Below are 16608 nucleotides of genomic sequence, written 5' to 3'. Positions count from 1 at the left end.
TTAGAATAGGTTAAAGCTAAAAATATCTACAATATATCTTCCTGTACAAAATTCAGCACGGCATCGTCGACAGCTGAAGTTTTTCCCAGATCCGGAAGATTCACAAGTTCAATTTCGCAAGTCTCCGCACAGCCGTGCAGCTCCAAAAGAACAAGTTCATTACGCCCTTTGCGCAGCAATGGACCGGGAATATATAGGGCCCTTTGTGGTCCTGCGTTCCAGTAGCGGCCCAGATTAAAGCCGTTGATCCAGGCAACCCCTTTATTCCATCCATCGAACCGTAGAAAAGTATCGCCAATTTCCTCCACATCAAAGCAGCCCCTGTAGAATCCGGGCAAACCCGAAAGTGCCGCAGCTTCTTGCTTCTCCACCGTCTGCTCCTTGTACTCAAGTGAAGCCAGCGTTCCAGGTTCTAACGGAAGTGTACGGATCGTCCAGTTATATTGCAGTTGGTTATCGATTCGAACCCCGTCCAGAATTCCTTTCGGATCACGAATGAGCGGTCCATAGTTGATCCGACCCATATTCTCGACGAGAATATCCAGCTTCGCTCCCCCTGCAGGAATAGAAATTTCCAGTGGCTGCGGATTCCAGCGTTCAATTACCCCAAGCAGCTGCCCATCTAGGAAGACCTGCGCCCGATCCCGCACGCCTTCGATGTGAAGCTTCTGCCTGGACCGCGGTCCCTTTACAAAAGTACTGTACACTATAAAGCCATAGGATTGTCCGAGCTTCTCCATCGGCTGAACAAATACACTGTTCACCGGTTCGGATAACTTATCCAGATTGGAAGCTGTGAACAGTTCCGCTCTTTCCGTCAAGGCAACTTTTCCATAGGAGATCTTCGGAATCGGCTCAGGGAGTGAACAAGTCGGGGCAAATCCATGCTTGCCAAGTACCGACCGGACAGCTTCAAATTTTGCCGTCGTATCTCCCCATTCCGTGAGTGGAGCATCATAGTCATAGCTTGTAGTCGTCGGCTCGTAGCCGACGATATGATTCGCCCCATTATAGAAGCCAAAATTGGTTCCGCCATGGAACATGTACATATTTAGTGAGGAGCCATGCGTTAGGATATCATCCAGAACGCCAGCTACATCTTCGGCATCACGTACATGATGGTCCTCCATCCAGTGATCGAACCAGCCGTTCCAATATTCCATCACCATCAGAGGTTCATCAGAGCGGTACTCCCTATATTTGCGGAAAGACTCCTCTGTACTAGAACCAAAATTGACTGTTGCATGCACATCCTCCAACGTTCCGCCGAGCAACATCTCATCCGTTGGCCCGTCGGAAGTAAAGAGCAGCACATCTACCCCTCTGCTGACCAATCCATTACGCATATATCTCAAGTAGTTACTGTCATTTCCATAACTTCCATATTCATTCTCTACCTGGACGGCCAGAATCGGCCCACCATATGTGGAGAGCAGCGGAACCAGCCGAGGAATTAGCTCATCGTAATACCGATCCACTTTACTTAAATAAAGAGGGTCACAGCAGCGAAGCTGAATTTCCCCGTAAGCCAGCAGCCAGCCCGGCAGGCCTCCGAACTCCCATTCCGCACAAATGAATGGACTCGGTCTGACAATCACATGAAGCCCAACCTCTTCAGCCAGTTCGATAAAAGAGACAACATCGGCCATGCCATCAAATACGAACTCCCCTTCCTTAGGTTCATGCATATTCCAGGCGATGTAGGTCTCTACGGTATTAAATCCGCAGGCTTTCAATTTCAGCAGCCGGTCTTTCCAGTATTCAGGCACAACTCGAAAGTAATGAATCGCTCCCGATACAATCCGGTAAGGCTGTCCGTCCAGCAAATATTGTCCGTTGTTCCAGGTGAGCAGGCTCATAATCGACAACCTCCTTTTTTAACATTCATTTATTCTAACGTTTCTCCACAGTGGTAAACGGCAATCCGTCTGATCTCGGGATTTGCGGAAGCTTCCGTCACCCGAAGTCGTAATTTCTCTGCACATACTGAAGGAAAAGCGTCGATTTTCTTATGGCCAATCGCACTGCCGTGCTTCAGCTCCAACCACTCCCCGTTACTGTAAGCTTCCAGCACATATCCTCCCACCCGCTCGCCGTAAGCGATGTCCTCCATAATCTCGGCGTGGTCAATCACAGCAGCCCTTGGCAGCTCCAGCTCAATAAGATCTCCAGTGCCAGCTGTTACCGCCAGAGCCTCGCCGAATCTACGCTGGATCTCCTTACCGAATTCCAGCAGACGCTGCACATCGGCCTCCGGAAACAGCCCGCGGTTATCAGGGGCTACATTGAGCAGCAAAGTCGCCCCATGTCCGACCGAACGATAATAAATGTCCATTAGCTGTTCTAGGGACAGCAGCAAATGCTCTTCCTCAGGATGCCAGAACCAGCGGTCTTTACGGATGGGCACATCACATTCCGCAGGCACCCAGCTTGGCGTTCCGGGAAGCCAATTTAGCGAAGCTTCACTGAACATGCTCCCCCGTGCGGAATTTGCAGTGTTCCAGCATGGATAAGGAGCAAGGCCATCCTCATTGCCAACCCAGCGAATGGTTGGCGCTCCCATATTAAACACCATAGCCCCTGGCTGATGGAGCTTAATCAGATCCATAATCCGCCGCCAATCATAATTGCGGCCCTCAGATCCTGCACCGTCAAACCAAATCTCCGTAAGCGGACCATATCCCGTAAGCAATTCCTGCAATTGCAGGGCATAGAAATCATCGTACGCTTGCGGATCCGCATAACACGGCTCATGTCTGTCCCATGGAGACAAATAAATGCCAAAGCCGACCCCAAGGTCCCGGCAAGCTTCTGCGCACTCTTTGACGACATCGCCGCGTCCTTCTTTCCACGGACTGGAAGCCACAGAATAGGTGCTTGTCGCAGTCGGCCACAGGCAGAATCCGTCATGATGCTTAGCTGTCAGTATAAAATAACGGAAACCGGCTTCTTTAGCTGTACTAACCCATTGGCGGGCATCTAGTTGAAGCGGATTGAAAACCGCAGGTGAATCACTGCCCTCTCCCCATTCCTGATCGCAAAACGTATTGATGCCAAAATGGCAGAACATCCCCAGCTCCTGGTCTTGCCAGGCCATCTGCTCTCTGGAAGGCAGCGCTGCCAGCTCTTCCGGCTTGTTCTGTGAAGATATGCTTTCCATCATTTCTGAACTCTCCCGTGTGTTTGTGTAGGCTCCCTTGTAAAAAAGGGCTTTGGAAAGCCGGTTGATGACCTTCCAAAGCCCCGTCCACAACTTGGGATACCTCGCTTATTGCCTATTTATTTGATGACGCCTTTTTCGTTGATAATTTTCGTTGCTTCATCAACCATCCATTGCTGAACTTTATCAATCGATTCATTGCCGAGCATAAATCTGCTGAAGCCGTCATCGATAATTTTGGTCAACTCGGAAGTTGCTGTAGTCATCACCTGTGCACCGTCGAGGAACTGAATTTCGCTATCGAAGAGTGTATATTTGAGTGAATCCATATCATACATATCTTCTTTTCCAGCAACCAATTTAGTCAGTAGAGCCTCATTGTCAGCTTTTTTATAGCCGGAGAATTCCAGTCTGTTATCACTAACAGCCGTTGACATAAATCTCATCAGTTTAAAGGAAGCTTCTTTGTTCTTCGAAGTTGCCCCCATCGCCAGCATGTTGCCGCTTGTGAAGTATTTGCCTTCGTATTCTTTCGGTTCCGATCCTGCCGGAGGCACCGGCACTGGGGCAAAGGCTGTCTTGAATTTATGCGGATACTGCTCGGTGTTACCCGGATCAGCAATCGTCCAGTTACCAGCCAGGATCATAGCGGCTTCTTCATTGAAGAATTCCGTGCGGTAATTGAGCTTAGCAGCTAAAGCGTCCGCATAGGATTTCGCGGATTTATCAGCAGACTCCATATCTTTGCGCAGCTGGAAGAAATATTTGTAGGTTGGATCCGCGAAAATGGTTGTTCCGTCATCATACACGAACGGATCTTTCATCATCGTTTGGGCCGGAGCGTTCATGTACAGCTCCCAAGTGTGGAAGTATGTGCCGTAACGTTTGTCCACGCCTTCACCTTTGGTCAGTTTTTTAGCATAGTCGCGGTAGTCATCCCATGTCCAGCCAAAAGTAGGAACAGGCAACCCAGCTTCATCCAGCGCGTCCTTGTTTAGCATCACATAGTTGCTGCTCTTCGTGTATTGCATCCCATAATATTTGCTATCGACCTTAGCGTTCACATAATATTCATCCTCGGGAACGAGGTTATCCTTGTCATAGAATTCATTCAGCGGGGCAAGTGCTCCACGGGTTGCCCGTTCAAGCACGCCGCCAAGACTAGGCACCTGAACAACGTCAATCGCTTCACCGGAAGAAATCAGGAAGTCGAGTTTTTTCAACATTTCTACGGAATCCCCTGGAACGAGTGTCATATGCTCTACCTTGATGTCCGGGTTCTGATCCATAAATTCCTGCAGCATGGCATCGGTGCCTACCGATTGAGCTTCATTGTCCCAGTTGTAATACTTGATGGCGACCTGCTTGTCCGCCTTAACATTTCCTGCATTTGCACTTGTGTCAGCACTGCCATTCTCCGCCGTATTGCCGGAATTACCACAAGCGCTTAGCGTTAAGGAAACCGCCAGCATGGAGCCTAATACAACGGATAATCTCTTTTTGCTCTTTGTTTTCATTTTTACTTCCCCCCGCACTGAATTTTAAGTATAGTGCCTTGTTCATTTCTTATTATAGGCATCCGCTTTACTGGCCAAGTGCACAATTTTGCTGTTGTAGGATCACATTTTTGACTTTTACTATCTATCACACATCCGCAGGTCAGCCCTTAACTCCGCCAAGCGAGATTCCATTAATGACTTGCTTCTGCAAGGCAATGAACACAATGACGAGCGGTATGATCGCCGAAACAGCCGCCGTCATCATAATCGCATAGTTGTTCGAATAATCGTCCCGGAACAGTGTCATACCGAGTGGGATAGTGTACAAATTCTTATTTAGTAAGAAGATCAACGGATTCTGGTAATCATTCCAGGTCCAGATAAATTTGATGATTGCCACCGTAGCGAGCACCGGTTTACAAAGCGGAATAATGATAGACCAGAATATCCGCAAATGGCCTGCACCGTCAATTCGTGCCGCTTCAATATATTCGTCGCTGACACCTATCATAAATTGCCGCAGCAGGAACGTGAAGTAGATGGAGAACATACTCATTAATATGATTGCCGCATGGGTATCGTAGAGGCCGAACCAGCGAATCAGCAGAAAACGCGGAATCAGTGTGGCCTGATCAGGAATAATCATGAACGACAGCAGTGCCAGAAACACCATATTCCGTCCTTTGAACTTGATTTTGGTCAAGGCGTACGCCGACATAGATGAAATGATAAGTGTAATTAAGGTTGTTATAATCGCAACTTTAAAGGAATTTAAATAAAAATGAGAAAAAGGTACTCGTCCCATCCAAACCATCTTGAAATTATACGCTACATTGATTTTCTCGGGAATCCATTGGATCGGGAAGCGCATTACATCTTTCTCATATTTAAAGGCTGCGGAAATCATCCAGATTAGCGGAATAAGAAATACAATGGACAAAGCCCCCATGATACCGGTAGTGATCACTCTGGACATATTTTTTCTAATCAATTGCATGTTAATCTCCCCCCTTTATTCTTCATTTCTCATTTTCCAAGTAGCTGCGGTGATCAAGCCTATGACGGCGAATAGCAGCCAGGAAATTGCAGAAGCGTAACCCATGTTGTAATATTTGAACCCTTCCTCATAGATCCTGAACACAAGCACGGTAGAAGAATTATTCGGGCCACCTTCGGTCAAAAAGGCGATGATGTCGAACACCTTAAACGAGCCAATCAGCATAGTGATAAGCAAGAAGAACGTGGTTGGACGCAACATCGGAACCGTGATGGCAAAGAATTTTTTCAGTGCGCTGGCTCCGTCTATTTCGGCGGCTTCGTAGATTTCATCTGAAATATTCGTCAAACCGGCCATATAGATAATAATGGTATAGCCCAGACTCGCCCAGGAACTGATAATAGCAATCGATAACAGCGAGGTCTTTGGATCCACCAGCCATTTCGGAGGACTGGAAATTCCAAGCTCCATCAAGAACTGATTGATCGGTCCTAGGGACGGATGGAACAATGCGCTCCATACAGCAGCAATCGCAATAATTGAAGAAATATAAGGGATAAAAAAGGCCACTTTGAAATAATTTTTGAGAAATACACTGTTTTGAATCAATGCCGCCAGCACCAAAGCAATCGCAATCGGTATCGGCACGGTCATAATCATATAAATGGCATTGTTCTTCAAAGCTTGAATGATGCTCGGATCATGGAACATTTTGATATAGTTATCCAATCCGATAAACTCGATCCCTTGAACCCCCGACAATAGATCCCATTTCGAGAAGCTTAAATAAAGTGAGAATCCAAGTGCAAATACATTAAGAAAAAGCATTCCGACAATTTCCGGAGCTAGAAACAGCCACCCGGTCAAAGCCTCTTTCCGCTGCGGAGTCCAGAACTTCCGCTTCTCCTGCAGAATTTTTGGCACAGGTTGTTTTGCAGCCTCCACGTTGTATCACCTCGACAATTTGATTTGTCATTATAGTAATATATCCGCCTTCCGCATGAAGGAGTGATTATGACCCGAGATGTGCAAGATTTTGACCTTTGTCCGTAGGCAAGCTAAAGTGCCTTCGGCGTCCTTTTAAGGACGCTAAGCATTTATGCAAGAATTATAAGGATAATGTATAGCGTGAAACTTATACATTATCCTTATAATTCAACAAAAAAAACCCGCCCTAGATGGGCGGGATCTAATCGGCAGGTTAAAAATTACGCTCTCAGCGTACCGAGTGTTTGGATTTATACTCGCTCGGCGTTGTTCCCACATATTTTTTAAACACTTTTGAAAAATAGGTTCTGTCCGAATATCCCAGACCGACGGCTAGCGATTCCAGGTTCTGGCTGGATATTTTCAGCATTTTGGTCGCAACCTTCATCTTGTGCTGATGTACATAGTCCGTAAAGGTCAGACCTGTCATGCGCTTGAAATAACGCGAGAAATAGCTCGGGTCCAGAAAGAGATAACGTGCCATATCGATTGAAGTGATATTATCGCCAAGATGCTGATCGATAAATTGCTGAATAAGCTGCAGCTTCGGCTCCTGCGGGGGAGCTCCTGCCACCTGCTGCTTGCTGCCTGTAATCTGCACCAGCTTTCTTTCCACCAGTTCCATCGTATCCTCCAGTGTGCGGGTTTGCACGAGATAGACGAACAGATCCTCATCGAACGTTAGGCTAGTGAACATCAGCTCGATACCACGGAGCATAAAGGATAAATCCCGGACGAAATCGCCCGGATGGATAGCCATTACTTTTGCAGTCTTAGCGATTTCCTGAAGAGTGCCACGGATGGCTTCAAGATCATTTTTAATCACGGCCCGTTCCATCTGCGGGATATAACTATCCAGAAATCCTTGAGGAGCAGGCTGGAAGCGAGGGGTAGCGATTTGCAGAGTATCCAGAACTGTGTATTCCGCACTCGCATAGAACTCGCACTTGTCCTGGACAATTTGCCGATGAATCTGTCCAATCGCCTGCAGCTCTATTTTCTCAGTGACTGCGATGATGCCCGGTTGAATCTTAAGGAGATGGGAGCACTCGGAACACAATCGCTGTAAATAATCATGAAAATAAAGACTGGCATTCTGCGCCAGATTCACACGGTAATTATACAGAATTACAATATTCTTCTGTTCCAAAAAAGGCGTAATCCCCTCACACGCTTCAGACAGCTCTAGGGCTATATTGTAGATGGCATATAAAATAAGTGGATACTCGCTCTGCTTGTACCGCTTCTCGAAACTGGAAAAGTGAATGCTGACCGTGCCCAGCATGAACCACGGGTACGTCCAGGATATGCCGATTTGCGCCGCATATGCTAGCGTGGTTTCGGGCGGGGCGCCGCCAATCACCCTTTGCAGCAGATTCTGCCGGAATAACTGGCTGTTGTAACCCGTCTCCCCATGTTTGATTAACCCGATCTTCGATTTAAGCAAGCGTACGGACTTGGCAAGGCTTTTCTCCAGTTGTTCATCCGTTAGCTGGTCCTTGATTAAATAGTCATCCACCTTCAGCTTTACCGCTTGCTGAGCGTAATGGAAATCCTCATGACAGGTCAGGAAAATAATTCTGACCTCTGGCTTCATCCGGGTAAAGTAATCAGCCAGCTCAATCCCGTTCTTTTGCGGCAAGCCAATATCCGTGATCACGATGTCGGGCTGTACTTCCTCGAACATTAATAACGCCTTGGCACTGGAATAGGTGCTGCCGACAATCTGCAAGCTATGTGCTTCCCAGTCAATCATCTGCTGAAGCACCTTGAGCATAGGAACATCATCATCTATGAGCATCACTTTATACATCAATATCCCTCTCTCTCCGACAGATTAACCTGATGATTGCCTTGCGGCAAATACAGAGAAACGGACACCCCACCCTGCGGCAAATTATGCAGCGACAAGCGGGTATCCTGACCATAGGTCAGCCTCAGCCTTTGAACCACGTTAATTAAACCGACCCTTTGATAAGTTCCATCCTGTTCATCGCCCTTGTACATTAACCTGCGGTTCAATCCCGCCAAAACTTCTGCCCCCGCACCGCAGCCATTATCTTCAACTTCAATCAGAATCCCATCAGGGATCGTTCGTGAACGAACGACAATACGCGGTGCCGGGTGGTCAACTAGACCGTGAACGATGGCATTCTCTACGAGTGGCTGCAGAATCAGCTTAGGGACGATGAGCTTCTCTGTATCCGCTTCCAGATCGACCTCCAGTTCAAGAGGGATTTCGTTGCGGATCTTCATGATGTCAATATAATGGCCGAGCAGTTTACATTCTTCTCGCAAGGTAGCCGGTTCATTGACCTTTAGATACGCCCGGAGCAGACTCATTAGCGAATCAATGATTCCGCTGTGGAGCTTATCTTTAGCCAAAATAAGGCTACATTTGATTGAATTCAGCGTGTTGATCAAAAAGTAGGGACGAATCTGCATAAACAGCGCTTCCAGCTCCATCACTCGCTTCTGTTCCTGCTCCAGCTCGATGTCATGAATCAATCCTTGCAGTTGGTCCAGCATAGTATTCAACGTCTGCCCCAGCTCAGCGATTTCATCCTTGCCCTTGACCTCCAGCCTGACATCAAGATTCCCCATCCCGAACTGGCGAACAACGCGCTGCAGCTTCATGATCGGACTATGCAATCTTTTGGCAATCAACATAGAGGTGGCCGAAAAGACAATGAACAAAAGAAGCACCAAGCCAATACCACTATAAAAAGTTCGCGAAATCTGGCCCGACCATTCTTTTTCCGAAGCTTCATAGACCAGCTGCCAATTAGATTTGTCGATGGCTCTGGCCGTTCGTACGCTTCCTCTCGCTTCCTTACCTTCTGGAGCTAGTTCTGTGTTCCCAGCAATCAGGCCGCCTCCGGAATCAAACAACGCAACCTTTCCAAATTCAACCGGTCCAAGCAGCTTGTTGAAATAGGCCTCGGGAATGGAGATGAGAAGCACGGATACCTGGCGTTTCTCCCGGCTGTCATAGATTACTCTGGCAATATAGTAGCTGCTGCTTTTGCCTGAACCGCTGTCAGCCATCCCTAGCCATTGCAAGGTCTCCGGTTCGTGAATATTGACACGGCCCATCAGCTTGTCCATGTTGGCATTAATCACGGATAAATTCTCAGTCCCAGAGGAGATCACAAAGTGCTTCCGGTTAACCAAATACATGCGAATGTTATTATTTAGCGGCTTAGAGTTGATGAGCGAAAATACATCCTGAATTTGCGTAAAATGTACGTAATCCTGATAGGTGTTCAGCCGCTCGGTATCTGCAAAGACCTTCAGATTGGCGCGAAAATTGGTATCGTTTACAATAAAATGCGATGCAAATGTCACATCATCAATGGTCTTGTTTAGTTCGTCAATCATAACGTTCAGGAAGTTATCGTTGCTGAGCTGTAGCTTTTCTACCATCGTATCCCGAATTAGCACAAAGGAGATGATCGATACTGCAATCAGCGGGATAAAAATCAGCAAAAGAAATGATGCCTGGATACGTCTATAGTAAGTGAATTTGAACATGTTTTCTCCGCGCCTCTCTCATGCTCTTTTCTTGTATTCTATCAGCCCGTTATCCAGTATACATGCATTATCTGATTACCGTGACTTTCTTTTGACCGTTTGCGAAAACAATAAGGACCACTTCACCAAATATTTGTATACCTTCTACTACATAGGAATCCAAGTGACTGGATGGAACCTCATGGCTGATCACGATAATATGCTCCTCACTCTTTTCAGGGAAGCTGATGCGGCAGGCCTCGGCCTGTGCAGCATCCACTGCTTCACCCGTATGACGGTAAATCGTCACCTGTTCAACCAGAGGACAAAACTGCTCGCCGGGAGGCTGCGGATACAGCACTTGCATGATCGAAACCTGCCCTTTCCCCGTTCGAGAGTACACAGCATGCTGATTGGGTTCCAGCAGATTGTATTCGCGGGAGATTACCCCGTAATCAACCTTGCCCTGAAGTCCTTCAACATTAACAGGAATGATGCAAAGATTGGCTTCCCGCTCATTTTTAGTACGGCAAATAAATGTTTCGTCTTCCATCTGAACCGCTCCGGGCGCAAAATGTAAATGCTGGGAAAACGTATGCTCCTGCCGGCAGCTGAAGCTGTCGACCAGAAGCCAGTAATAAGGCTTGATGAATATAATCCTCCTAAGCGGGTATACCGGATCATTCAAATGACGATAACCGTCATGGCTGCCTTCTACATAATCAAATTCCGGCTTGCTAATCCATTGGGTGCCTGTCGGCTTCGCAATTTGGGAGAAGGACCATGTATCCGTGATTTCGGTAAATCCAATTCCGTCAACAGTGGTCGTATTATGGGCAGCGCTTTCTTTTAGCGCTTTTCTGAGTGGTGTATGATCACTATAGTTGTATCTGCCAAGATCGGTAAGCATATCCCGCCCATAAGCATACAGATCGAAATGTAGCAGATCCGCGTGCCCATGTCCACCCCCAAGTGGTCCGCAGTGGAAATATAAGTACAAAGCGTCCCAACCCGTCCGCATCACATAATGACCGGAATGTACAAAAGAATGTGACAAGTAAGACGGTTCTTCTGCCAACAGCCGCGCGTAGCCCTCAACGCCAGTCAACCCGAACAACCAGGCATTATCATAATCCATTTGATAGTATCCGCCAAAGCGGAGCACAGAATCCTGGAACAACCAACCCGCATAAGTCAAAATCGAACGGACATCGCTATCATCGCTATCGCCGAGCATCGGCTGCCGATGATTCGGCTTGGCCCAATATAATGAAGCTACGGCCATTTGACGTACCTTTTGCAAAAATTCATCCTCAAGCTCCAGTCCGTTCATACGGGCCAAGCGGATGCAGTCGAGAAAACATACCAGAACTTCATGGTGATAAGTGGGGGATTGCTCCCAGTGGATACCGTCCGCCATGATCTGGATTCGAGCAGTCTCCCCTAATCTCTCCTCACCGAGACGTTGCCAGTTTCTGGCCCTTGTGAACTCAGGGAAGTAGAGCGCGGTTTGGAACAAGCCACAAGTCTCCAGAACCCCCCAGTTGCTGATATTCTTCCAGCCCGTAAACGATGAAGCTAAATATTCACCATGTTCATACAGAGATATCATCACTTTTGCCAGAAGCGTCGGTGTGAGCAGCGGACTTTCCTGTATATAGGATAACGCTTTGATCCAGTTAGCACAGCGAAGGCCCGCTTCAATGGTACGCCAAGTCAGCGTATCATTCGTAGGCATGTCTGGAACAGGATTACGGTCCAGCCAATCTTCAAGCTGACAGCAAAATGCCCTCGCATATTTTTCATTACCAGTTATCGCATACGCTTGTCCTAATGCCACCCAGTAGCGGTGGCGATTCAGCATATAAGCCCATTCTACATCTTTGTCTGGAACATAACGCCAGTCAATTTTTTCCTCAAAGGTAACCGGAATGCGGCTTCGTTCCATGTCCCAGGGAAAGCGGAAGAGAAATGTCTGCTCGACGACTTCGTCCGCCGTCTTTATTACAAGTTCCAGATCATCTGTGCAATAGTGCTGTATATAGTCGATAAGCTGCTGCTTCCGGTTATCTGTTCTCCAGCCCGGCGTACTCCGGCTGGTCAAGTACCGATGCAACGCAGTCAGCGCATCGTCCTGCCGCGCTTGGTCGAGCGCATCCTTCACCGGAGCTAGAGCAGGTAACGCAAGGTCGAGTAGCGTAAAGACGGCATACGGAGAGGTTTGTTGGTTATCAGCGTTCATACCAGTACCCCCTGCTGCCTTTTTGCAGCCGCAGCAACGCTTCGAGATAAAAATAATCCCCCCAGATCATGAAATCATCCGGAGAAAGATCGCCGCGCACATGGTAAGAACCATGCTTCAGCAGCCCCTCCGCGTCTTCACCGATCGTGGAATAGTTCTGCACAAGTGAAGTCATCGACTGTATTAATCCCTGCTGAAAATAAGCTCGTTCGGGATCTTCCTCATCCATTAGCTCTAGCAGCTCCTGAAGTCCGGCCGCAACAATTGCAGATGCCGAACTATCCCGATAAGTATCCGCGGATACTGGTGCATTGAAGTCCCAATAAGCGACATGATCCTGTGGCAAATGCTCCAGGAAATAACGGGCCATCCGCTTGGACGTTTCCAAATACAATGGATCCTTAGTATAACGGTAAGATAATGCAAAACCGTAGACGCCCCAGGCCTGACCGCGCGTCCAAGTCGATCCGTTAGTATAGCCTTGGTGCGTAGCGCCCCCAATCGGCTCTCCGGTCTTCTGATCGAAGAAAAACGTATGGTAGGAGCTGTCATCTCCCCGCACCAGATAACGTTTCGTTTTATCCGCCTGCATGATCGCCACTTGCCGGTATATGGAATCCCCGGTCTGTTGTTCCGCCCAGTACAGAAGAGGTAGATTCAACAGGCAATCAATAATGATGCGCCCGCCTTCTTGGGCATCTCCGATAGGTCCCCAAGCCTGAATATATCCACCGTCTGTGCGCCAGCGCTTCAGTAGTAAGTCTGCCGCTTGCAATGTCAACTGACGTGCGGATTCGTCTTTTTCTATCATCCACTGGGCTTTGGAGGATAACGAATACAAGAATCCGATATCGTGATGATCAAGCACCGTCTTTGCCGCGAAACGGCGCCGGAAATCCTCTACGGTATGAGATGCCGCAATACGGAAGCTGTCATCCTGCGTATATTCATAGCACAACCACAACATGCCACTCCAGAATCCGTTAGTCCAGTCGTCGTTGTTATTGAGCTGGTAAGCTCCATTCTTGCTGACATGAGGGAAACTGCCCCCGAACCGATCTATGTTCTTACGTACCTTCTCTATCGCATCTTCAATCGCACTGCTCCACATAAGTTTCTTGCTCCCTTCAGACTCTTCGTTCTTACGTCTCATGATAAGGAGAGTGAACAGGATCTAATAGGGGTGATTTTTGCTTTGATGTGCATTATTTTGACTTTTGAACGAAGTAACAAAATATATAACTATTTATGGAAAAATACGTTAAAATCATGAAGTGAGTGAATTACAGCTTACATTATCTTAGAAACGGAGTGTCCTACTAATGAAAAAGCTAGGTGCATTATTTTTATCCATTTTCATGGTTATGTCTGTCTTTACCACTGCCCATGCGGCTGAAAAACCTGTCGGCGTATGGATTGACGGAACCCAAGTGAAGTTAGGCAATGCTAACCCTGTTGTAGAAAAAGGAACTACCTTGGTTCCTATGCGTCCACTTCTAGAGAAGCTTAATGTAAATTTGAATTGGAATAAAAAGACGCAAACCGTAACGGGGACCAAAAATGGACTGGCCCTCTCACTGACTATCGGCAGCACCACAGCAACGGTGAACGGGGAGAAGAAAAAACTAGAGGTGGCTCCTAAAACCATCAATAATGTCACCTATGTACCTGTCCGCTTTATAGGAGAAACGATCGGCTATAAGGTAGAATGGAGTCCGGCGCAGCGCACCATCACCTTTGTAGCCAATAATCAGGCTGCAGGCAGCACCGGTTTCTTATGGAAGGTGGAGCACAACGGTAACACCGTTTATCTGCTTGGTTCTATCCATGTGGCTAACGACAAAATGTACCCGCTGCGCCCGGAAATTGAAGCTGCCTTTGAGGCTTCTCAATATCTTGGGGTCGAAGTTGACTTAACCAAGGTTGATCAAACAGAGATTCAAAAGTTCCTTACGGAGAAAGGCTCCTATACAGATGGATCCAAGCTCAAGGATCACGTATCTGCTGATACCTATAACAAAGTTGTTGCGCTTCTGAAAGCGAATGGTCTTGCTGGAGATGCATTCGATTCCTATAAGCCATGGGTCGTTACTCAAGGCATTTCAAGCCTGCAAATGCAAACAACAGATTATACACCTGATACGGGAATCGACCTATATTTCACACAGAAAGCAGCCAAATTGAATAAACCGGTCATTGAATTGGAAAATATGCAATTGCAGCTGAACATGTTTGATCAATTCTCAGATGGATTACAAGAAAAGCTTCTCCTCGATACACTCGATAGCCTCAAACAAACAGACAATGCTGCAGCAACAGCTTCGCTGGATTCATTATCCAAAATGTGGAGGCAGGGGGATGAACAATCACTCGTAGCTATGACACAAGCGGTCGCTAAGGAGCCAGAATACTATAAGGGTCTCGTTTCAGATCGGAATGCCAACATGGTGAAGCATGTAAAAGAGTATTTGAATAGTGATAAAAAAGCGACTTACCTTGTCGTTGTTGGTGCACTACATATGCTAGGTGATGATGGCATTGTGACTCAATTGCAAAAAGACGGCTTTAACGTCGTCAAACAATAATTGCTAATAACAAAATAAATAAGGCTGTCTCTTAGTCATCACAATGACTTTGGAGGCAGCCTTTTATCTTTACTTTTTTAGCTCAATCTAAAATAGTAGTAAATTGACGTGAAGACAGAGCGGAGGGGTGGAGGGATTCTGGAGAAACGCCAGTGTTCGCCTTTAAAGACCAATTTCAACTGCTAATCTTTCTACTATCCAGAAATTGGGCTTTAACAGCGATCGTAAGAACCCTCCACTCCGCAGCGGTTTGTTCACAAACAGGCTATTACTAATTTTGGTTTTGAGCTTTTTCCTTCTACCATTTGATTAACTGATCCACCTTCACTGGAAGTCCGGTAGCTATCGAACGATTAGCCGCAATCCCGGTCATAATAGACAACGCCCCATCCACATGGGAAGCTGCTCGATTAAACCGATCCTCCACAGGTCGTTCAAAAATATCCCGCAGCATGACCGGATCTCCGCCGCCATGTCCCCCAACACCTTCTTCAATCTCCACTTCATAGGGAGGCGCAAAATGTGGGAATACAGTGATCTGCTTGTCCTTTAGGGCCCCTTCATCCTCTTTGTTCCCTCCGGCATTTACATAAGACTGTTCAACTACTTTCACTTCCATCCGTCCCTTTGTTCCATTAAATACTACAGTGAAGCCTTCCCAAGGCAAATAAGCATTAAGTGAATAGTTCATAATCGTCTTGTTTTTGTATTTGACCATGACTGCCATCGTATCCTCAATGCTGATATTATCACCGAATACGCTTTGATCACGCAGGTACCCATCTTCATGCTCGGCATCCAAATACATCTGCTTCAGCTGTTCATTATCTTTAAGATGAAGGGCAAAGGGATCATTTTCGGCTGCTGCACTACCATGAGCACGCTGATAAAACTCGGTCACGCCGCGCTTCTCTGCGTTTTCTCTGCCATAAAACCTTAAATCCCCCATGGCATAGACCGTGTCCGGACGTGAGCCCAACCAGAAATTCATCAAATCGAAATGATGTGTTGATTTATGGACCAATAGACCTCCACTATTATGCTTATCCCGATGCCATCTGCGGAAGTAATCCGCTCCATGCAGTGTATTTAGCAGCCATTCAAAGTTAACAGAAAGTACTTCGCCAATGGCTCCATCCATGATCAATTCACGGATTTTGGTGTTATGCGGGGCATAGCGGTAATTGAATGTAACGCGCAGCTTTTTCCCTGTTCGATCAATCGCCTCAAGAATCTCCCGGCATTTTTCTTCATCCACCGTCATCGGTTTCTCTGAGATAACATCACAGCCAAGCTCCATCGCCCGGATAATGTAACGATGATGTGTGCGGTCAATACTCGTAACGATAACCACATCCGGCTTAGTCTCTTCAATCATACGATCGAACTCATGAGCTTTATAAGTAGGAACCGCATGATACTGATACTTCCCTTCCAGTAATCGGTTCGCATAATCCATTCTTACCCCATTCACATCGCAAAAGCCTACGATTTCCGAAGTCTCACGATAATTTGTAGTAATCTCACCATAAAAGAACTCCGCTCTGCCGCCGGTACCTACGAATACATATTTCTTCTTCGACACAAGAATCACTCCATCGCTATTGATTTAGATGCCGTTTCTT

At 47.0% G+C, this 16608-nt stretch carries 11 protein-coding genes; 1 reads left to right on the top strand and 10 read right to left on the bottom strand.

Annotated features, from left to right (window positions below; all coding sequences use genetic code 11):
• Positions 1 to 26 precede the first annotated feature (26 nt).
• The 9 genes from NSU15_RS08045 to NSU15_RS08005 all read right to left on the bottom strand — a co-directional run bounded on the left by NSU15_RS08045 (position 27) and on the right by NSU15_RS08005 (position 13509).
• Complete coding sequence (locus NSU15_RS08045) at positions 27 to 1859, bottom strand: beta-galactosidase family protein (RefSeq protein ID WP_339289841.1); 1833 nt, start codon at positions 1857 to 1859, stop codon at positions 27 to 29.
• Between the two features lie 29 nt (positions 1860 to 1888).
• A complete protein-coding gene (locus tag NSU15_RS08040) occupies positions 1889 to 3163 on the bottom strand; it encodes an alpha-L-fucosidase (protein WP_339289840.1) in 1275 nt (424 codons plus the stop codon).
• A 116-nt stretch (positions 3164 to 3279) separates the two neighbouring features.
• Positions 3280 to 4677: an ABC transporter substrate-binding protein gene (locus NSU15_RS08035; protein WP_339289839.1), complete on the bottom strand. Its 1398-nt coding sequence runs from the start codon at positions 4675 to 4677 to the stop codon at positions 3280 to 3282.
• A gap of 142 nt (positions 4678 to 4819) precedes the next feature.
• On the bottom strand, positions 4820 to 5656 hold the full coding sequence (locus NSU15_RS08030; protein ID WP_042125421.1) for a carbohydrate ABC transporter permease: 837 nt from the start codon (positions 5654 to 5656) through the stop codon (positions 4820 to 4822).
• 15 nt (positions 5657 to 5671) lie between these two features.
• Positions 5672 to 6601, bottom strand: a complete 930-nt coding sequence (locus NSU15_RS08025; protein WP_042125419.1) for a sugar ABC transporter permease — start codon at positions 6599 to 6601, stop codon at positions 5672 to 5674.
• A 271-nt stretch (positions 6602 to 6872) separates the two neighbouring features.
• Entirely contained in the window at positions 6873 to 8456 is a 1584-nt protein-coding gene (locus NSU15_RS08020) for a response regulator (RefSeq protein ID WP_042125417.1), read from the bottom strand.
• The gene (locus NSU15_RS08015; protein WP_339289838.1) at positions 8456 to 10177 is read right to left on the bottom strand and encodes a histidine kinase; all 1722 of its coding nucleotides are present in this window, start codon (positions 10175 to 10177) and stop codon (positions 8456 to 8458) included. The genes NSU15_RS08020 and NSU15_RS08015 overlap by 1 nt, the downstream gene beginning before the upstream one ends.
• A 67-nt stretch (positions 10178 to 10244) precedes the next feature.
• Entirely contained in the window at positions 10245 to 12398 is a 2154-nt protein-coding gene (locus NSU15_RS08010; protein ID WP_339289837.1) for an alginate lyase family protein, read from the bottom strand.
• On the bottom strand, positions 12388 to 13509 hold the full coding sequence (locus NSU15_RS08005; RefSeq protein ID WP_042125411.1) for a glycoside hydrolase family 88 protein: 1122 nt from the start codon (positions 13507 to 13509) through the stop codon (positions 12388 to 12390). Before NSU15_RS08005 ends, NSU15_RS08010 begins: the two co-directional genes overlap by 11 nt.
• A 211-nt stretch (positions 13510 to 13720) precedes the next feature.
• Here NSU15_RS08005 and NSU15_RS08000 point away from each other — a divergent pair, with 211 nt between their 5' ends.
• On the top strand, positions 13721 to 14983 hold the full coding sequence (locus NSU15_RS08000; protein ID WP_339289836.1) for a TraB/GumN family protein: 1263 nt from the start codon (positions 13721 to 13723) through the stop codon (positions 14981 to 14983).
• A 298-nt stretch (positions 14984 to 15281) separates the two neighbouring features.
• On the opposite strand, the gene NSU15_RS07995 is transcribed toward NSU15_RS08000, so the two are convergent.
• Positions 15282 to 16568 (bottom strand): Gfo/Idh/MocA family oxidoreductase, encoded by a 1287-nt coding sequence (locus tag NSU15_RS07995; RefSeq protein WP_339289835.1) that lies wholly within the window; start codon positions 16566 to 16568, stop codon positions 15282 to 15284.
• Positions 16569 to 16608: the final 40 nt, after the last annotated feature.

The sequence above is a fragment of the Paenibacillus sp. FSL E2-0201 genome (assembly GCF_037963325.1).
Classification (GTDB): domain Bacteria; phylum Bacillota; class Bacilli; order Paenibacillales; family Paenibacillaceae; genus Paenibacillus_AQ.
The sequence above is the reverse complement of the archived record's forward strand: the minus strand, read 5'-3'. Positions and strand labels throughout refer to the sequence as shown.

What these genes read in the sequence shown, in the direction of transcription:
- NSU15_RS08030 (WP_042125421.1), bottom strand. Translation starts at nt 5,656, where the DNA reads ATGCAATTGATTAGAAAAAATATGTCCAGAGTGATCACTACCGGTATC.
- NSU15_RS08020 (WP_042125417.1), bottom strand. Translation starts at nt 8,456, where the DNA reads ATGTATAAAGTGATGCTCATAGATGATGATGTTCCTATGCTCAAGGTG.
- NSU15_RS08040 (WP_339289840.1), bottom strand. Translation starts at nt 3,163, where the DNA reads ATGATGGAAAGCATATCTTCACAGAACAAGCCGGAAGAGCTGGCAGCG.
- NSU15_RS08010 (WP_339289837.1), bottom strand. Translation starts at nt 12,398, where the DNA reads ATGAACGCTGATAACCAACAAACCTCTCCGTATGCCGTCTTTACGCTA.
- NSU15_RS08005 (WP_042125411.1), bottom strand. Translation starts at nt 13,509, where the DNA reads ATGTGGAGCAGTGCGATTGAAGATGCGATAGAGAAGGTACGTAAGAAC.
- NSU15_RS08045 (WP_339289841.1), bottom strand. Translation starts at nt 1,859, where the DNA reads ATGAGCCTGCTCACCTGGAACAACGGACAATATTTGCTGGACGGACAG.
- NSU15_RS08015 (WP_339289838.1), bottom strand. Translation starts at nt 10,177, where the DNA reads ATGTTCAAATTCACTTACTATAGACGTATCCAGGCATCATTTCTTTTG.
- NSU15_RS08000 (WP_339289836.1), top strand. Translation starts at nt 13,721, where the DNA reads ATGAAAAAGCTAGGTGCATTATTTTTATCCATTTTCATGGTTATGTCT.
- NSU15_RS08035 (WP_339289839.1), bottom strand. Translation starts at nt 4,677, where the DNA reads ATGAAAACAAAGAGCAAAAAGAGATTATCCGTTGTATTAGGCTCCATG.